Annotated in this window: 12 protein-coding genes; 3 read left to right on the forward strand and 9 right to left on the reverse strand. The window is 64.2% G+C overall.

Translation table 11 applies throughout. The features are described from left to right. Positions 1-251 precede the first annotated feature (251 nt). The 3 genes from uvrB to FJ443_RS23040 all read right to left on the reverse strand — a co-directional run bounded on the left by uvrB (position 252) and on the right by FJ443_RS23040 (position 7,044). Positions 252-3,413: an excinuclease ABC subunit UvrB gene (gene uvrB, locus FJ443_RS23030; RefSeq protein ID WP_140666094.1), complete on the reverse strand. Its 3,162-nt coding sequence runs from the start codon at positions 3,411-3,413 to the stop codon at positions 252-254. 127 nt (positions 3,414-3,540) lie between these two features. Beyond that, positions 3,541-5,172: a DUF2778 domain-containing protein gene (locus FJ443_RS23035; protein ID WP_140666096.1), complete on the reverse strand. Its 1,632-nt coding sequence runs from the start codon at positions 5,170-5,172 to the stop codon at positions 3,541-3,543. A 618-nt stretch (positions 5,173-5,790) separates the two neighbouring features. Continuing rightward, entirely contained in the window at positions 5,791-7,044 is a 1,254-nt protein-coding gene (locus FJ443_RS23040) for a hypothetical protein (protein WP_140666098.1), read from the reverse strand. Positions 7,045-7,186: 142 nt separating this feature from the next. Between FJ443_RS23040 and FJ443_RS23045 the strand changes: the two genes are divergently transcribed. Both FJ443_RS23045 and FJ443_RS23050 read left to right on the forward strand, forming a co-directional pair. Further along, positions 7,187-8,215: a CapA family protein gene (locus FJ443_RS23045; RefSeq protein WP_140666100.1), complete on the forward strand. Its 1,029-nt coding sequence runs from the start codon at positions 7,187-7,189 to the stop codon at positions 8,213-8,215. Positions 8,216-8,379: 164 nt separating this feature from the next. Next, positions 8,380-9,348, forward strand: a complete 969-nt coding sequence (locus tag FJ443_RS23050; protein ID WP_140666159.1) for a DUF3137 domain-containing protein — start codon at positions 8,380-8,382, stop codon at positions 9,346-9,348. Between the two features lie 16 nt (positions 9,349-9,364). Here FJ443_RS23050 and FJ443_RS23055 read toward each other — a convergent pair whose 3' ends face one another. The 3 genes from FJ443_RS23055 to FJ443_RS23065 all read right to left on the reverse strand — a co-directional run bounded on the left by FJ443_RS23055 (position 9,365) and on the right by FJ443_RS23065 (position 11,854). Next, positions 9,365-9,859, reverse strand: a complete 495-nt coding sequence (locus FJ443_RS23055; RefSeq protein WP_140666102.1) for a DUF2314 domain-containing protein — start codon at positions 9,857-9,859, stop codon at positions 9,365-9,367. Between the two features lie 151 nt (positions 9,860-10,010). Continuing rightward, positions 10,011-10,526 carry a hypothetical protein gene (locus FJ443_RS23060; protein WP_140666104.1) on the reverse strand — a complete coding sequence of 172 codons (516 nt, stop codon included), beginning with the start codon at positions 10,524-10,526 and terminating at the stop codon, positions 10,011-10,013. Between the two features lie 197 nt (positions 10,527-10,723). Next, complete coding sequence (locus FJ443_RS23065; RefSeq protein ID WP_140666106.1) at positions 10,724-11,854, reverse strand: hypothetical protein; 1,131 nt, start codon at positions 11,852-11,854, stop codon at positions 10,724-10,726. Between the two features lie 796 nt (positions 11,855-12,650). On the opposite strand from FJ443_RS23065, the gene FJ443_RS23070 reads away from it, so the two are divergent. Then, positions 12,651-13,589 (forward strand): diacylglycerol kinase family protein, encoded by a 939-nt coding sequence (locus tag FJ443_RS23070; protein ID WP_140666108.1) that lies wholly within the window; start codon positions 12,651-12,653, stop codon positions 13,587-13,589. A gap of 90 nt (positions 13,590-13,679) precedes the next feature. Here the strand turns inward: FJ443_RS23070 and FJ443_RS23075 are convergent, their stop codons facing one another. Genes FJ443_RS23075 through FJ443_RS23085 form a run of 3 tightly spaced genes read right to left on the reverse strand, consistent with a single transcriptional unit; the run spans position 13,680 to position 17,421 of the window. Beyond that, positions 13,680-14,597 (reverse strand): NAD(P)-dependent oxidoreductase, encoded by a 918-nt coding sequence (locus tag FJ443_RS23075; protein ID WP_140666110.1) that lies wholly within the window; start codon positions 14,595-14,597, stop codon positions 13,680-13,682. Next, entirely contained in the window at positions 14,594-15,808 is a 1,215-nt protein-coding gene (locus FJ443_RS23080) for a mandelate racemase/muconate lactonizing enzyme family protein (protein ID WP_140495981.1), read from the reverse strand. Before FJ443_RS23080 ends, FJ443_RS23075 begins: the two co-directional genes overlap by 4 nt. Beyond that, entirely contained in the window at positions 15,805-17,421 is a 1,617-nt protein-coding gene (locus FJ443_RS23085; RefSeq protein WP_140666111.1) for a GMC family oxidoreductase N-terminal domain-containing protein, read from the reverse strand. Before FJ443_RS23085 ends, FJ443_RS23080 begins: the two co-directional genes overlap by 4 nt. Positions 17,422-17,499: the final 78 nt, after the last annotated feature.

Consider the following 17,499-nt stretch of genomic DNA (forward strand, 5'->3'; position numbering starts at 1 on the left):
AAATCGGGCCACGCTGACGATGGTGATCGATAAACACGCAGCCCTCCTTTCAAGACGTTTGGGTGTGGGGACTGAGTACACCAAAGGTCATGCGCTGGGCAAGAGGAGGGTAGCGTCGAGCGAGGCGCTGAAGCTGCCAATCTCCCCACTCGTGGGGAAATGTCCGGTCCACCCTCCGCGAGCTGCAGCGCAGCTGCTGTGGAGGACGGGCAGGACAGAGGGGGCGCTGTCCAGCCGGCATTTCGAACGAACTACTTTCCGGGCCTTCCTGTCTTTGCGGGCCGGCGCTTTTCGCGGCGGGCGTCGCCGGGGGCTTCGTAAGAACCAATGCCGGCGCGTTGGCGCACGATTGGTTTGTCGTCGCGTTCCTTCGCGCCCCCGTCTGTCCTACCGGCCCCAACAACGGGGGAGATCGGCTGTGGCTTCGCCGGCACTTTTCCCTCGACCGGTTTCTCGGTGCGACGCACGGTCATCTCGTCGAGAGAGTTTTTCTTGAACAGTGGTTTGGTCGGCTCGCCGGGGATGCCGAAATCCGAGCCGTGTGCTTCGGACGCCGACTGTTTCTTGAACAGCGAGCGCGACACCGCACCGGCCGGCGTCGGCATGTCGGTGCCGGGACCCATATCGTCGATCGACGGTTTGGCGAACAGCGGCTTCTTCACCGGCACCGCGCCATCGGCACCCATCTCGTCGAGATCGGGCTTGCGGAAGAGGTTGGGCCGGGCAGCCTTGGCTGCCTCTTCGGCGGCGCGTGCTTCGTCGAGCTTGCGGAAACGCTCCTGTTCCTCCGATGTACGATGCCTGGCCACGCCCTTGTTGTGCTTGCCTTTTTCGCGGCCCGAGACCGGACTTTCCATATCGGCGTATTTGGCCAGCGGATCGTCGGAGATCGACATCTCCATCTCACGCAGCCGCTTGATCTCGTCGCGAATGCGGGCCGCCTTCTCGAAATCGAGGTTGGCGGCGGCGTCGCGCATCTGCTTCTCAAGCGCGTCCAGATGGGCCTTGAGGTTGTTGCCCATCATGGCGCCGGCGCTGTCGGTGAACTGCGAGATGTCGGCGCGGACATGGTCCTTCTCGTAGACCGAATCCAGAATGTCCGAGATGCGCGACTTGACCGATTCCGGCGTGATGCCGTTGGCGGCGTTCCACTCCATCTGCTTTTCGCGACGGCGATTGGTCTCGGCCATGGCGCGTTCCATCGATCCGGTGACCTGGTCGGCATAGAGAATGACCTTGCCGTCGACATTGCGAGCGGCGCGGCCGATGGTCTGGATCAGCGACGTCTCCGAGCGCAAAAAGCCTTCCTTGTCAGCGTCGAGAATGGCGACGAAGCCGCATTCGGGAATGTCGAGGCCTTCGCGCAAAAGGTTGATGCCAACCAGCACGTCGAAGGCGCCGAGGCGCAAATCGCGCAGGATTTCGATACGCTCCAGCGTGTCGATATCGGAGTGCATATAACGCACCCGCACGCCTTGCTCGTGCAGATATTCGGTCAGGTCCTCGGCCATGCGCTTGGTCAGCACGGTGACCAGCGTGCGGTAGCCGGCCTTGGTCGTCTCGCGGATCTCGCCGACGACGTCGTCGACCTGGGTCTTGGCCGGGCGCACCTCGACCGGCGGGTCGATGAGGCCGGTCGGTCGGATGACCTGCTCGGCGAACACGCCGCCGGACTGCTCCATCTCCCAGCCGCCGGGGGTTGCCGAGACAGCGACCGAGAGCGGGCGCATGGCGTCCCATTCCTCGAAGCGCAGGGGCCGGTTGTCCATGCAGGAAGGCAGGCGGAAGCCGTATTCGGCAAGCGTCGCCTTGCGCCTGAAGTCGCCGCGATACATGCCGCCGATCTGCGGCACGGTGACGTGGCTTTCGTCGATGAAGACCAGTGCGTTGTCGGGGATATATTCGAACAGTGTCGGCGGCGGATCGCCCGGCTGACGTCCGGTGAGATAGCGCGAATAGTTCTCGATGCCGGCGCAGGAGCCGGTGGCTTCCAGCATTTCCAGGTCGAAGCGGGTGCGCTGCTCCAGCCGCTGCGCCTCCAGCAGACGGCCGGCGCGCTCGAGCTCGACCAGACGGTGCTTGAGCTCTTCCTTGATCGACTTGATGGCCTGGTTCAGCGTCGGGCGCGGCGTCACATAGTGCGAATTGGCGTAGATCTTGACGCTTTTCAGCTCGCCCGTCTTCTGGCCGGTCAGCGGGTCGAATTCGGTGATCGCCTCGATTTCGTCGCCGAACATGGAGATGCGCCAGGCGCGATCCTCAAGGTGGGCCGGGAAGATCTCGATCGTGTCGCCGCGCACGCGGAACGAGCCGCGCACGAAATTGATGTCCTGGCGCTTGTATTGCTGGGCGACGAGGTCGGCGAGCAGAGCGCGCTGGTCGAGCCGGTCACCGATCTGCATCTGGAAGGTCATGGCCGTATAGGTCTCGACCGAGCCGATACCGTAGATGCAGGAGACCGAAGCGACGATGATGACGTCGTCGCGTTCGAGCAGCGAGCGCGTCGCCGAGTGGCGCATGCGGTCGATCTGCTCGTTGATGGAGGATTCCTTCTCGATGAAGGTGTCGGTGCGCGGAACGTAGGCTTCCGGCTGGTAATAGTCGTAGTAGGAGACGAAATACTCCACCGCATTGTCGGGGAAGAATTTCTTGAACTCGGAATAAAGCTGCGCCGCCAGCGTCTTGTTCGGCGCCAGGATCAAGGCGGGACGCTGCGTCTCCTCGATCACCTTGGCCATGGTGAAGGTCTTGCCCGAGCCGGTGACGCCGAGCAGCACCTGCGTGCGGTCGTTGTTTTGGACGCCCTCGACCAAGTCCTTGATGGCGGTCGGCTGGTCGCCGGCCGGCTCGAAATCCGACACCATCTTGATGATGATCCCGCCCTCGGATTTTTCCGGCCGGGCAGGCCGGTGCGGCGTCCACAGCACGCCGTCCTTGTGCAGCGGATTGCCGGATTCAATCAATGCCGAGAGAGCCGCCACCGTCGCGGTGACGCCGCTCGACGTCATCGTCTCGGCTTCCTCGAGCGAGACGTCGAGGCCGGCGACGGGATTGAGGCCGGCCGCCGCGCGCTCGCGGGCTGTCGCCGCGCCGCCCATCGAGGTGCCACGCGCCGTGCGCCCGGGCGCCGCGGAGCGCTCGGGGATCTTCTTCGATGGCTTCGGCGACTTGCCGCCGTCCTTGCCGGCCTGGCGCCCTTCGCGTTCGGCTTCCTGCTCGATCTGCTCGGCCCAGTCCGCGACCGAACCGGTGAGCGGCGTGCCCGACAGTTCGGGCTGCGGCATCTCGGCGAAGCCGCCTTTGTGCAGCGGTTCCGAGGCGTCGAGGAAATCGGTCAGCGGGCTGCGCCGCTTGGGCGCGGCGCGGTCGTCATTCGCCGTCGACGGCGTTCTCTTTTCGGTGGATTTGACCATGGGCGGAATATGGGAGGTCTTGGCGAAAATGGAAAGAGCGCGATCAGCCGAGGCGCACCGCCAGATGCAGCTCCTGACAGAAGGCTGTCAGGAGGAGGCAAGTGCCGGTGATGCCTGCCGATTGCGGTCAGGCGCCGCGTGCGTTGTCCGCCACGCGTGTCGGCGATCCGTTCAGGCGCGGCACCACGACGAGGCGCTTGATTTTGCCCTTCTTGAAGGCGGCGAGGAAGCGCGCATAGTCCTTGAAGGCGACGCAGCCACTGGACTGTGCGTAGCGGCCCCGAAGCAGGTAGGTGTGGGCCAGCAGGCCGTCACGATTGTATTTATTGCGGCCATCGACGGGTGTCAGACGCAAAGCCTCGACACCATGAAAGCGCGACTCGCGCAGCGACAGATTGTAGGTATTGGGCGGTGTCGGTCCGCGGTTCTTCTGATCGGCATAGCGCGGCTGGTCCGCCATGGCGCCGATGCCCGAATGCGCTTCGAGCCTCGAACCGTCGGGCATGTAGACGGTCTTGGCGCTGATGTCATAGATGGCGACACCGCTGCCGGCTCCGCTCCTGGAGCCGCCCGGCGCGTTGAACAGGTTCCTGAACGCCTGGCCGAGGCCGCCCGAAGGCGTGTCTGGCTTCGCATAGGCCAACGCGTCGCCGCCATCCGCCGGCCGGCCCTGCCGGGCCGGCTTTGCCGGCTGGGCTTGCTGGACCGGCTTTGTCTGAGGTGCCGGCTTCTGCTGCACGACCTTGGGCTGTTGAGTCGGCTTTTCCTGCTCCACGGACTTCAACGGCTCCGGCGCGTCGAATTGCGGCCGACGGGTCGGCAGCGGCACGTCATCGGTGAGCGCGTCGGGCAAGGCCGCGGCATCGCCCGGCTGTTCCTGCTGGATTTCAACAGGCGAAACCGCGACATCGGCCGAAGACTCCGTCATCGGCAATGGCGAGGCGAATGCCTCGTCCTCGACCGGCAGCGAGCGGGCGAGCGCGAGGGCCAGTTGCGAATTGTCCGGCGTGCCGGTATCCGGCTGGGCAAAATGCATCGGCTGCGGCGCTGTCTGAACAACCACCGAGCCGGTGTCGATCCGGGCGAAGCGCTCCGCCGCGGGTGCCGGCAAGTCTTCAGACAGGCTGGCGATGAGCTTGGCGCCCGGCACCAGCGATGCCTTGGCGACCTGTGGAGCGGAGGTCGAGATGATAGGACGGGCGGGTGCGCCGGCCGTGGCCACGGGCTTGGCCGCGTTGGCGAAGGCGGCGGCGAGCTTGCTTGGCGAGAGAGATGCTTCCATGCGCTCGAAGCGCTCCTGCGAGGTCGTCTTGGCGACCGGGACAGGGTGTGCCGTGGACGCGGCCACGAGGCGCGCCGACTTTTCCGCCCGAGGAGCGAGCGCGGCCAGCCTGAAGCATCCGGAGCCGCATTGCACGGCGTGGTTCTGCAGCGCCTGCGTGCCGCCATCGGCGTTGGCCAGTGCGAATGGCGCAGCGGGCATCAGGAAATGCTGTTTCAGCGGATCGGCAAGAGCGAGCGAGCCCGGCATGGCCAGCCTCTGCGGCAGGACACTCGACGTCGACCACAGCGAAGCGCCGACTGAGCTCAGACCAGCCATTGTCCCGACCAGCCACAGGCCAACGGCAGCGCTGACGCCGGGCACGGCGACCCAGCGGACGATCCGCTTAGAGTTGAAGGATGAGGCACGTGACGCGTTGTCGGCAGCTTCGCCGTCCCAACGCCTGTCCCCGACGATTTTCTTACTCAAGAACGCCATTCAACCAATCTTGCTCCAATCGGCTCCCACGTCCGCGGCTGTGATAGCCGCGACGACCATTCTGTGAGTGATCCCAGGTGGTCCCCGACGCGTTTGCCGCGCCTGTCTTTGGTTGCCGATTGCTTCAAAATATGGACAAAGTTGGTTAACCAATCCCTCTCAAAACCAACCGAGAGACGTGGACTTTGTGCCAAAAAAGGCTCGTCCACGACCATGAACGCGGTATTGCAGCCCTTCCAAGAGTATTTTGCTGCCTGCTTTTAACGGCCGAGTCAAGCAAAACAGCTCTCGCTAATTGAAGCGAATGGCCGTTTCAGCGGGGCCGCGACGGTGGCGCGTGTCATTCCGTACTCCCGAGAAGGCCCAGCGCGTCGCCCCAAAACTGCTACCCGCCCGCCGCAGATAACCGGCCCGTACCACGGTTTCGCGGCGACCATTGATCGGCCACCGTGTTGGCGCGGCGGTTCGCGCCGGAGGAGGCGGAAGCGGTGCTGTACCAAGGCGCGATTTTCTAGGGTTTGCAATGGAGCTTCTACCTCCCCCTTGTGGGGAGGTTGGACCGCAGGTCCGGGTGGGGGGCTGGCGCTGACCGCCCAGGAACGCAGCCCTCTTGGGCCCTCAGTTGAACCACAGCGCAAACGTCAGGAAGCCACCGCCGCCGAACTCGCTCTGGATCTGGTCGAAATCGTCGCTGGTCAGGATCCTGCCGCTTTCGAGATAGGGCGCGATGGCCGGGCCGGTGATCGACAGCACCAGGTCGAAGGGTTTCGGCTCGTCGAAGAAGCGCTTCATGTTGATGCCCTTGCCGGTGATGCGGAAATGCGGCAGCAGCACGCGGCCTTCGAGCAGGTCCTCGGCCATGGTCAAGGTGGCGAGCCAGGCCGCGACCTGCTGCTCTCCGACTTCGAGGCCGGTGAGCGGGTTTTCGCCCTTCTGTTGCGGTCCCGGCAGCCATTCGCGGTCATTGTCGGTCTCGGCGCGGATCGCCTTCCAGTCCTCGCGCGACAGCCGGATCATCTCCAGCAGGTGACGGCGCGCCGCCTGCCGCCGCTCGGGCTCGACCACCGGCCAGTTGACAAGATGCACCAGCGAGATGAAATCGGCGATGCGCCATTCCGAGGAGAAGATGCTGCTGCCCATGTCGCCAGCCGGCGGAACGAGGATGTCCTGCAACGGCAGTTTTGCGCGCGGGAAGAGCATGTGGAAGGAACCGTCGAACGTGCTCCTGAAATCATGCGCCAGCCAGAAATCGGCCTGCGCCATCAGGAACTCGGCATAGCCCTGCAGCCAATAACCGTCGGCGCGGTCGAAGCGGAAGGTGAGCGCAGGCGCGGCATCGTCGGGCGCCACGCCGCGCGACAGCGAGGCCATTATGGCGGCAATGCTTTCGTCCGGCGAGATCGTGCCGTCCTCGTTAAGGTCGATGCCGACTTGGGTGAGGTCAATGACAATGCCGATATCGGCATCGGCAGGCACCGAGCCCAGCGTGGCTGCGGATTTCTCGAGCCGGTTGCGGAAGGCGACCAATATGGCGCGGAACTGTTCGTAGGTCAGCGGTTCGGGGTTCGGGTTTTCCGGCACAGGCAGCCGCATCAGCGGCAGCATGAAGGATCGCGGGCTCTCGAAGCCGTGGCGGTGCAGGCCGCTGGCCAGCAATTCCAGCGCGGTGAAGAATTCGCCGGCGCCGGCGGCATAGGCGGATGCCGGGTCGGTGGATGCGGCTGCCTCCAGCGTCGAGAGCGCCGTGTCGCGCGCGACCACGGTTTTGGCCTCGAACAGAGCGGCCGCGGTTTCGGGCATGGCGGCCTGCGCCGAAGACATCGGCAGAACCAGAGCAAGTGCCAATGCCAGCAGACTTGCCAGTGGTGTCATTTTCCCCCTCCCATGCGCGTCGTGCCGGCAATCATACACGCATTTGCAATGCCGCGTCTGCCGGCCCTGACGCATGATTGTCATTGGCTGGCTTCAACGCGCCCGGCGGACGGTCTACACAGGGCAAACGATTGGACATCGCGTGTCGAACTATCCGCTCTCCTACAAACTGTCGTGGCTGCCGCGATTCCTGAAACCGTCGCTGGCCGGTGGTGTGCAAGGCTTCGCGCCCGTGGCCGGAACGATGGTGGATCGGGCGCCGAAACGGACGGTGCGGCTCGCCTTCGTCGGCGACATTTCGGCGGTGGCCAACCGCAGCGCGCCCGACTGTGATCCGGTGATCAAAACGCTGCTTGGCGCGGCCGACCTGGTGATCGGCAATTGCGAAAGCCCGATCGTGGACAAGCCAAGCGCCGTGCTCGGCACCAGGCTCGGCACCCATCACGCGATGAGCGAGCGCTTTCTCGGCGACGCGTTGGCGGCAGTCGGCATCTCGCGTGAAAGACTGGTGCTGTCGCTGGCCAACAACCATGTGCTCGACCAGGGCGTCGCCGGTTTCGATGAGACCGTGGCGGCGCTGAAGCGGCTCGGTATCGGCACTATTGGCCTCGCCGGCAACAGCCCGGTGCAGCCTGTCGAAGTCGGGCCGCTGACTGTCGGGTTCGCCGCCTTCACGCTGTGGCGCAATGCGGGCGAGGACCTGTTCGCCGGCCGCGTTTCGATGGCCGGCGATATTGCCCACCTGCGAGGTGACGGGTTCGATCTCCTCTGCGCCGTGCCGCATTGGGATTGGGAGTTCCGCCACTTTCCGCGCGCCGAAACGCGGAGACTGGCGAGGCGCCTGGCAGGGCAGGGCGTCGGGCTGATCGCCGGCCACCACGCCCATGTCGTGCAGCCGGTGGAGCGGATCGGCGATACGATTGTCGCCTATGGACTTGGCGATTTCCTCGGAACCGCCCTTATCCGCCAGCCTTGGCCGGGACGCATTGGCGGGATTCTTGTCGCCGACGTCAGCGCCGATGCGGGAACGCGGGGGTCAGTCATTTCCTACCGGATGCATCCCTTTGTGCGGCTGCGCGCCGGGGATCATGAGCGGCTGGCGCCGGTGGAAGGATTGGAGGGCCGCATGCGTGACAAGGTGGAGAGGCGGTTGAGCGCGGTCTTTCCGTAACTACAGGTGGTGGACATTGGCCAAGATCGCCATGTCGGCGCTTTTCCAAGCGCTGATGATTGGCGAATGAAGAGGCGGCGCAAGCATCTGTTGAAGAGGCGCTACAGTCGATACTTCAGACAAAACCGGCTATCATGAACCGGTCCAGGCAAGCGGGGGTGGCGGTGGAAACAGCGGATTTCATACCTGGCGACGCCGTGGTTGCCGGCATCCGGAAAAACATCGAGGCTTATGAAGCGGCGCGGGCCTCCGTGGTGCGGCAGGTACGCTGGCGGGTGCCGCTGTTCGTCGGTTTGGTGCTGGCGACGGTGGTGCTGATCGCCTGGCTGTTCAACAAGGTCGCCGATCCCAACGAGCAATGGTTCTCGACGCCGCATGTGTTCCTCTATGTCGTCGGTTTCGCGGTTTCGATCCTGCTTTATTTCCAGGCGATGAAGCCGGCGACGCGGCTGCAGCAATCATTTCGCCAAACACTGCTGCCCATCATCTTCGGCTTCATCCGCGACGTGCGCTACGCGCATGGCGGGCGGCCAAATTCCTTCGACCGGCTGCCGCGCGAGGCGGTCGGGCCGTTCAACCGGCAGTCGTTCGACGATGTCGTTTCCGGCCGCTACGAAGAGTTTCCGTTCGAGCTCTACGAAGCGGAACTGCGGGAAGGGACAGGCAAGGGCTCATCGACGGCCTTCAAAGGCGTGATCGTCGCCTTCGAAGCCATCGAACCGTTTCCGGGAATATTGGTGGCGACGCGGCGGACCAATGCCGTCGTCCGCTTCTTCCGTGGAATGTTCGCCAGCAAGATGCAGGAACTGTCATCCGGCGTGCCGGAACTGGATGCCGCCTATGAGTTCCGCACCGACAATGCCGAGGCGGCGCAGCCATTGGTGACCGGCCGGTTGACGCAAGCGCTGAAATGGCTGGGCGAAACCTGGCCGGAGGAACCCGCGCGCGTGGCCCTCAACGGCAGCGACGGTTTTCTGCTCCTGCCGCAGGCGAAGAATTTCTTCGAATTGCCCGCCATTTCGGTGCCACTGGACTACCAGACCCATGTCGCGCCGATGATATCGGATATGGGCGCGATGCTGGCGACGGCAGCGCTGGTGCGCAAGATCGGCGCCAGGGACGAAGCGGCTTGATCAGCCGGCGTTCCCGTCAGCAATCGAAGCCGTACTTTTCGCGCATGTTGTCCGCCTCTTCTTTCGACATTCGCTTGAACATCACGCAGATCGTGAAGCTGCCGACCTGATGGCCGTCTCGCGTATATCCCCAGTCGGAAATGTCGTCTCTGGTGAATTCTATGTTCTGGCCGAGCACGACGTTGCGCACTGCCTCCGGCTCATTGGCCAATATGCCGACAAACCCTGTCCCGGCACGGCGGAACGGTATGACCCAGAAGTGCTCGGTGACTTGCCCATCCCGCACCTTGACCTTCAACTTGAACCTGCCTGTGCCGGAGGGAGGCATTTCGGACAGTGCCAGGAATTCATCCAGGCCAGCGAGCGCCTGCTTGGTCGCCGCAGCCATGTCGGGATCGCCCGGAGCGAAGATGATCCCCTTGTCGTCACCCGGATCCACGCCTTGCGCGCCGACCGATCCCGGAGCAAGCGCCAGCATCAAGGCTGCGGCAATTCGGACCGCTGGTTTCATGGAAGGCCCCCCTTCATCGTTGCGGTCGACACAATGCTGCATCCCCATCCGGTTTGCAACCTTTGCGCGAGTCTTGTCTCTTCAGGTCCAAGGTGGCGGCGACCGTCGATGACAGACCGGCATGGTGACGCCGGTGAAGAAAGCTTCGTCCCTACAGCTTGCTCGGCACCAGGCCAGCCAGCCAGTTGGCCGAACGCTTGGCCATGTCGGCGGTCGCCGATACGGCGCGGCCAAGATCGGTCTTGACGACGGCATAGCCGTTTTTCGTACGATAGAGCACGCCGGTGCCGCCATCGACCACCTGTTCATAGGCGACCGGCCGCGCGGCGGCCGCTTCCATCGCCGTCGTCGGCGAGCCGACCGGGACCGTCGGCCTGTGGCTCAGCTCGGGCGGCAGCGTCGGCTCAACGGCGCGGCTGGCGGACTTCAACTCCGGGCGCGAAGCGGTCGCGGCCAGTTGCGAGGAGGACGCAGAGCCTTTCGCGCGGCAGATGCCAGAGACGAGCGGATAGTTAAAATTGCGCTCGTGCAGCATCTGGCTCTTCATCGCCGCTTCGCACTCGGCGATGGTCGACCACTTGGCCGGCGTCTCGCCGATATATTCGCAAAGCTTGGCGTCGCAGTCGCAGCCGACGATGGTCATGGCGACAAGGGCGGTCTTGATCACGGTCTCGTCCCCTCGATGTGCCCCTCGGCAGCCCATTCAGATGCAGTCGCGACCCACTGGGTGCAGCCCGCGGGCACGCTTTGGGCGACATGCGACAGTCCATCGCGCGTGAACAAGGCGGGATTTGGCCGCGATTGTGAAATGAGCGTGGCGGGCGCTCGACACAGCCGTTCTCCGCGCACCGTGGCCGAAAGGCCTCAGTAGTCGTAGACGTGCTCCAGCCTGGCGCCTGACTTGATCAGCGCCGGCAATACCAGATGCAGTTTGGGTACGGCTACGACCATGCCGGTGCGGCGTGACGATGGATCGGCCGGCAGCGGATAGCTGAACAGGATGCGCATGCCTTCGGGGACGGCGATCGAATCCGTGGAGAGCACGGTGATCATGATCTCGTCGTTGCCGCCGATCTCGACGAATGAGACGCCCTTGTCGATCAGGCGCGGAATCATGTCGGTGAACATCTGGTAGCGCTTGGTGACGAAAACGGTGCCGTCGGGGCCGTAGTCGCGTTCGAGCAAGGTGTCGGCTTCGTTGCGCGTCGCTTCGCCGACCGGTCCCTTGGCCCAGACGTGGATGTCGAGCAAGGCCGGATCGGACGTTGCCGCGAGTGCCTGCCTGATCAGGCTGGCATAGAACTGCTTGATCGTGTCGGCGAGGCCGAAGGCAAGCTTTCGTTCGCTGGAGCGCACGGCGCTGTCGCCCGGCGCCGGCTGGACCGCGAAAAGCCCGGCGCGCTTCTCGGCATAGGGAAACTGGTACCACGGCCCCTGGTCGAGGAAGGCGGCGTATTCGGCCGCCACCTTGCCCTGGTAGATGTCAGTCGCCGTGCGCCTGCCCGCAATCGCCTCGGTGATGCGGCCGACCGTGTTTTCATAAGCCCATTGCACGGCATGCTCGATCGTGTGGCTGGTGCCGATGACGACCGGCATCTGGTGGTTGGCGTAGTTGAACTTGTAGGCGGAGCTGGCGCGGATCACCATGGCGTAGTCCTGCCAGAAGCGGCCGACATAGGCGAAATAGGGAAAGCCGCTCGGCTGGTCCTTGGCGACGAAGCCGGCATATTCGCGCGCGGCATAGACGATGGCCCATTCCGGGTAGGTGAGGAAGGTCGATTCCTCAGGTCGCTGGTAGCCGGGGATTTCGGCGCGCACCCTGGCGGCGAGCGCCGGCTGCGGTGCACCTTCGGCGATACCCGGCAACGGTGTCTTGTCCAGCGACGGCGTCGTCAGGAAACCGTAGGCCAGCCCGGCGATCGGGATCAAGACAATGATGACGATCAGCCAGAGGATCGTCCTGATGATACGCTTCATGAAGCGAAACAGGACCATGGCCGGTCAGGCCATGGCGGCGGCAAGCTTCTGGATCAATGTCATGAAGTATCCCCCTTCAGCGAACCCGCCAGCAAACGCAAACGGACTCTGACAGGGCGATACTAACCGATTTTGGCGCGCGGTGAAGCGGCGCCCGCAACTTCGCCGGGAAGGCGCTTGAGCGGGAAGCAAAAAGACAGTCGGCGCCGGGATTTCTCCCAGCGCCTCCCTGTCAGACCAGGACACGGTCACGGCAGCAACTCCCCTAAAGTCGTCGCACCAAGCCGGCCTTGATTTTGACGGTCCTGCCAGTCGCCGCCCGAAGGCCGCGCCCGTTCCAGACCACGCCGGTCTCCACCCTTGCGGGCTTTGCCCTGCGGCCATCGAAGGTTTTTGCCGTCCTTCATGGCAGCATCGGTCCGCCGTCGGCGTTGGCACGCTTTCCGCGGCCCCGTAGGTCTCGGCTTCCGTCCCTCGAAGCAGGCGAGCCTGCTCTCGCTTCGGGCCGTACGGGCCTCAGGAAATCCGCCTTTCACTTTCGCCTTTCGGCTGGGCGATTGGTAGCCGCCTGAGATGGGTTAAACTTACGCCGGCCAAGGATGTTGGGGAATGCCCGCGGGCCTGTGGATAGCGGGATTATCGGGGACCATTGCCAGAAGTCTCGGAATTTCGCCCTCCAAGGCCTTGGACAGCCTGCCCTGCTTTTTCGGCACGCGAACCGAGAGCGCCTATTGCTCAGCCGACGGGCGCGGGCTTCAATGCCGGCAAAGGATCGGGCAGTGCGTGCCTGGCGCCTTGCGGGGAGGGATGCGCATTGAAGGTCGGGGTGGTGCTCAATCCGATTGCCGGCGGCGGCTGGCTGAAACGGCACTGGTCCGAGGTCGCCGCTTCGTTGAAAAATCACTTCGGCGATTTCGAACTGCGCGAAACGCAGGCCGAAGGCGATGCCGAAAGGCTGGCGCTCGACCTCGCGGCAAACGGGTTCGACCTGGTGATCGCGGCCGGTGGCGACGGCACGGCCAGCGAGGTGGCCGACGGCCTGTTGCAGGCGTCCAAGGAAAACGGCCGCGCGCCCGAACTCGGTCTGCTGCCGTGCGGCACGGGTATCGATTTCGCGCGCGGGCTCGGCCTGCCGAAGGAGGTGGACGCGACGCTGAAGCTGATCGCCGGGGCCAAGAGCAGGGCGGTCGATGCAGGGCGCATCTGCTATATCGACGACCATGGCGCGCTGGCCAGCCGGCACTTCGTCAACATTGCGAGCCTGGGGCTCTCGGGCGCTACCGATCGCGCCGTCAACGCCGACAAGCGCAAGGGCAAGGTTGCGGCCAAGACGTTGTTCCTGTGTCGCACCGTGGTCGAATTCGCCCGCTACCGGTTCCAGGATGTAACGATTTCAGTCGATGACGGCGCGCCGGTCGAGGCGCGCATGGCGCTGGTCGCGGTGGCCAATGGCAAATTCTTCGGCGGCGGCATGATGATCGCGCCGGACGCCGAACTGACCGACGGCCAATTCGACATCGTCATCCTGCGCGCGGCCAGCAAGCTGAAGCTGATCTGGGATATCCGCCTGCTCTATGGCGGCAGGCATCGCAACCATCCGGCCATCACCATCCTGCGCGGCAAGAAAGTGGTTGTCGAACCGCTCGGCGACGTGGAAAAGAACGGCGCGCTGGTCGACATCGACGGCGAGTCGCCCGGGCGCATACCAGCGACCTTCGAGATCCTGCCCGGCGCTCTGACGCTCAGATATTGAATCAAGACGTTGCGGCTTTGATTCAGGTCGCTCCGGTCCTGATTCCAGATGAGCGCTCAACCTTTTGAAACCGCTTCAAGTTTCCCGGATTCAGATTTCCAGTTTGGACGGAAAACCGGGCGCGCGCAGGTCGGCGCCGACAGCGTCCTCGAGCAATTTGACGATCTGGGTCGACCAGGCGCCGCCGCCGTAAGCCGCCTTGCCCTGCTCGAAAATCGCATTGACGCGCGATGCCAGTTCCACCGGCACACCGAAATCCCGACCCAGGCCGAGCGCGAAGCCGAGGTCCTTCAGCGCCAGGTCCATGGTGAAGCCGATGTCGTAGGAGCCGTTCAGGATGAGTTGGCTTTCGGTTTCGTGGACGAAGCTGTTGCCGGAGGAGGCGACGATGGCGTGATAGGCTTGGGCGAGGTCGAGCCCGCCTTGCCTGGCCAGCATCAGCGCCTCACCGGCGGCGACGAGATGGATGAAGGCCAGCATGTTGGTGATGACCTTGATCACCGCCGCCGAGCCGATCGGGCCCATCAGGAACGACTTCGCGCACATCGCATCGATGGCAGGGCGATGACGCCCGTAAAGATCGGCATCGCCACCGACCAGCGCGGTGATTTTCCCGGCCGCCGCCAGATGCACGCCACCGGTGACCGGGCATTCCAAGGTCTCGATTCCCCTGGCCGAGGCAAGGCCCGCGAGGCGCACGATCTCGTCGCGGCCATTGGTCGACATCTCAATCCAGGTGCCGCCGGCGGGGAGGCCGTTGAGCAGTCCATCAGGACCGGCGAGTACCGCCTCACTGACCCTCGGCGATGGCAGGCAGGTGATGGCATTGCCCGCCCGCTCAGCCGCCTCGGCGGGGCTGCCGGCAGCGATAGCGCCGAGCGCCACGAGGCGCTCGATAGCGGCCGGGTCGCGGTCGAACACGGTGACGGCAAAACCATTTCGGACCAGGCTGGCGGCTAGCTTGCCGCCGAGATGACCAAGGCCGACGAAGGCGTAGCCTTCGCTCACGGCATCAACGGCGTTTGCATCATCTGCAAATGCAGGTCCTTGCCGGTGTACGGATGGGCGTCGCAGACGTCTTCGTTGAGTTCGACGCCGAGGCCAGGTTCCTTCGACGGGATGACGTTGCCGTCCTGCCACTCGATCTTCTTCTTGAGCAACGTGGCGTGGAAACCGTCCCACTGCTTCAGCGATTCCAGGATCAGGAAGTTGGGCAGCGTCACCGCCAGCTGGATGTTGGCGGCGCCGACGATCGGTCCGCAATAGCAATGCGGCGCGATCTGGATGTGGTAGGCCTCGGCCATGGCGGCAATCTTCTTGGTTTCGAGAATGCCGCCGGAGCGGCCGAGGTCCGGCTGCAATATGGTCGCGGCGCGGTTCTCGATGACGCGGGCGAATTCGAACTTGGTCGTCAGGCGCTCGCCGGTGGCGATCGGGATCGAGGTCGCGCGGGCAACTTGTGCCATCACTTCGGGCATGTCGGGCGGCACCGGCTCCTCGAACCACAAGGGGTCATAGGGCTCGATGGCGCGCGCCAGGCGCAGGGCGCCGGAGGCGGTGAACTGACCGTGCGTGCCGAACAATATGTCGGCACGCGTGCCGACCGCCTCGCGGATCGCCTTGATCATGCGGGTCGAGACGTCGATGTCGAGCAGGCGCGGCTGGTGGCCGTCAAAGGCGGTGTAGGGACCGGCCGGGTCGAGCTTGACGGCATTGAAACCCTGCTCGACATATTCGAGCGCGCAGGCCGCCGCCATTTCGGGGTCGTTGTAGACATTCCTGCCGTCCGGGGCGTCCTCGGAATGGACGCTGCCGGTATGCGGATAGAGGTAAGTGTAGGAGCGCAGCGTCTCGTGCACCTGGCCGCCGAGCAGCTTGTAGACGGGTTTGTCCGCTTCCTTGCCAATAATGTCCCAGCAGGCCATTTCCAGCGCCGAGAAGCAGCCCATGCCGGACACGTCTGGCCGCTGCGTGAAGCCGGAGGAATAGGCGCGGCGAAAGAAATTCTCGATGTCGTGCGGATCGCGGCCGACGAGATAGCGCTCGGCCATGTCCTCGACCATCCTGGCCGTGACATGGGCGGAGAAGGTGGCGTTGTAGGCCTCGCCGTAACCCACCACACCGCCATCGGTGGTAAGCTTGACGAAGATGAAATACTTGCCGCCGATGCCGGGCGGCGGATTGCCGACAACCCAGGTCTTGACGTCGGTGATCTTCATTCTTGGTCCTCCAGAACCAGTTCGGCGCCTTTCCATCCGGTCAGGATCGAGGCGGCGTTGGTGTTGCCGGTTATGTTGTCGGGAAAGATCGAGGCGTCGATCACGCGCAAGCCTTCTAGCCCATGTACCTTGAGCCGCGGATCGACCACGGCGCGCGCGGGATCGGGTCCCATGCGGCAGGTCGAAACCGGATGATAGACGGTGCCGGAGCGTTTCCTGAAATCCGTGATCAGGTCGGCGTCCGAAGTGATTGATGGGCCTGGCAAAACCTCCTCCGCGATGATCTCGGCCATAGCCGGCATCGAGGCGATCTTGCGCACGAATTTCACCGCCGCCAGCATCTCCTCGACATCGGCATTGGTCGAATAGGCGTTGGCGACGATCTTGGGATGGTCCAACGGATTGCTGGAGCGGATCATGATCTCGCCGCGGCTCGACGGGCGGCAGTTGGACAAGCCGATGGAGAAGCCAGGCCAAGGGTCCGGCGTCAGGATCGGGCGCTCGCCACTCTTCGGGATGACGGTCGAAAACGCCTGGAAATAGAGCTGCATGTTGGGGCGCGAAAAGGCCGGGTCGGTGCGGAAGAAGCCACCGCCGTGGTTCATCGACAGCGACAGCGGGCCGGAACGCGTCAGGATGTACTGCATGCCGACCATGAGCTTGCCCCACCAAGGACGCAGGATCTGGTTCAGCGTCGGCAACCTGCCCTTGAAGGTGTAGTTGATGCCGACATGGTCCTGCAGATTGGCGCCGACATTCTCGTTGGCGTGAATGACCGGGATGCCGAATCCCTTGAGCAGCGCCGCCGGACCAATGCCGGAGAGATGCAGAAGCTGCGGCGAGTTGATCGAGCCGGCCGACAGGATAATTTCGCGGCCGGCGCGGGCCGTCTTCGTCTGGCCGTTCTGTAAATATTCGATGCCGACCGCACGCTTGCCTTCGAAAAGGATGCGGCTTGCCAGCGCGTTGGTCTCGACACGGACGTTTGCGCGCTTCATCGCCGGGCGCAGGAAGGCGCGCGCGGCCGACATGCGGCGGCCGTTGCGGGTCGAGATCTGGTAGACGCCGACGCCTTCCTGGGCAGCGCCATTGAAATCGGAGTTGAACGGCAGTCCGGCCTGCTGGCCGGCGGCGAGGTAGCGCTTCGTCAGCGGGTGGACGGCATCAGACGTATCGCTGATGTGCAGCGGGCCACCTCTGCCACGCCATCTATCGGCCCCGGCTTCATTGTCCTCCAGCGCCTTGAAGGCCGGCAGCAGGTCGTCATAGCCCCAGCCGGGATTGCCCGCGTCGCGCCAGTCGTCGAAATCCTCGCGCGCGCCGCGGATCCACACCATGGCGTTGATCGAGCTGGACCCGCCAAGCAACTTGCCGCGCGGCCAGTGGTCGACATTGCCGCCAAGACCGGGATCCGGCTCGGTCTTGTAGTTCCAGTTGACCGTGGGATCGAAGAAGGTCTTGCCGTAGCCGAGCGGCATCTGCACGTAGAAGCGGCGGTCGCTGCCGCCGGCTTCGAGCACAAGCACCGAAAAGCGGCCCGAGGCCGACAATTTATCGGCGAGCACCGAACCGGCCGAGCCGGAGCCGACGATGATGAAGTCGTAGGTCTGCATGATGGGTATGGCCGGCTCCGGAAATCTGGCCGCAGCCTAGACGGGGCGGGCTTGCCGCGTCGCTGGGCCTTCCGGCAT

The organism is Mesorhizobium sp. B2-6-1 (assembly GCF_006440475.1).
Taxonomy (GTDB): domain Bacteria; phylum Pseudomonadota; class Alphaproteobacteria; order Rhizobiales; family Rhizobiaceae; genus Mesorhizobium.

Bases quoted from the DNA above. Each gene is read 5' to 3' on its own strand.
- FJ443_RS23080 (WP_140495981.1), bottom strand. From the start codon at position 15,808: ATGAAGATCACCGACGTCAAGACCTGGGTTGTCGGCAATCCGCCGCCC.
- FJ443_RS23085 (WP_140666111.1), bottom strand. From the start codon at position 17,421: ATGCAGACCTACGACTTCATCATCGTCGGCTCCGGCTCGGCCGGTTCG.
- uvrB (WP_140666094.1), bottom strand. From the start codon at position 3,413: ATGGTCAAATCCACCGAAAAGAGAACGCCGTCGACGGCGAATGACGAC.
- FJ443_RS23040 (WP_140666098.1), bottom strand. From the start codon at position 7,044: ATGACACCACTGGCAAGTCTGCTGGCATTGGCACTTGCTCTGGTTCTG.
- FJ443_RS23055 (WP_140666102.1), bottom strand. From the start codon at position 9,859: ATGAAACCAGCGGTCCGAATTGCCGCAGCCTTGATGCTGGCGCTTGCT.
- FJ443_RS23065 (WP_140666106.1), bottom strand. From the start codon at position 11,854: ATGGTCCTGTTTCGCTTCATGAAGCGTATCATCAGGACGATCCTCTGG.
- FJ443_RS23035 (WP_140666096.1), bottom strand. From the start codon at position 5,172: ATGGCGTTCTTGAGTAAGAAAATCGTCGGGGACAGGCGTTGGGACGGC.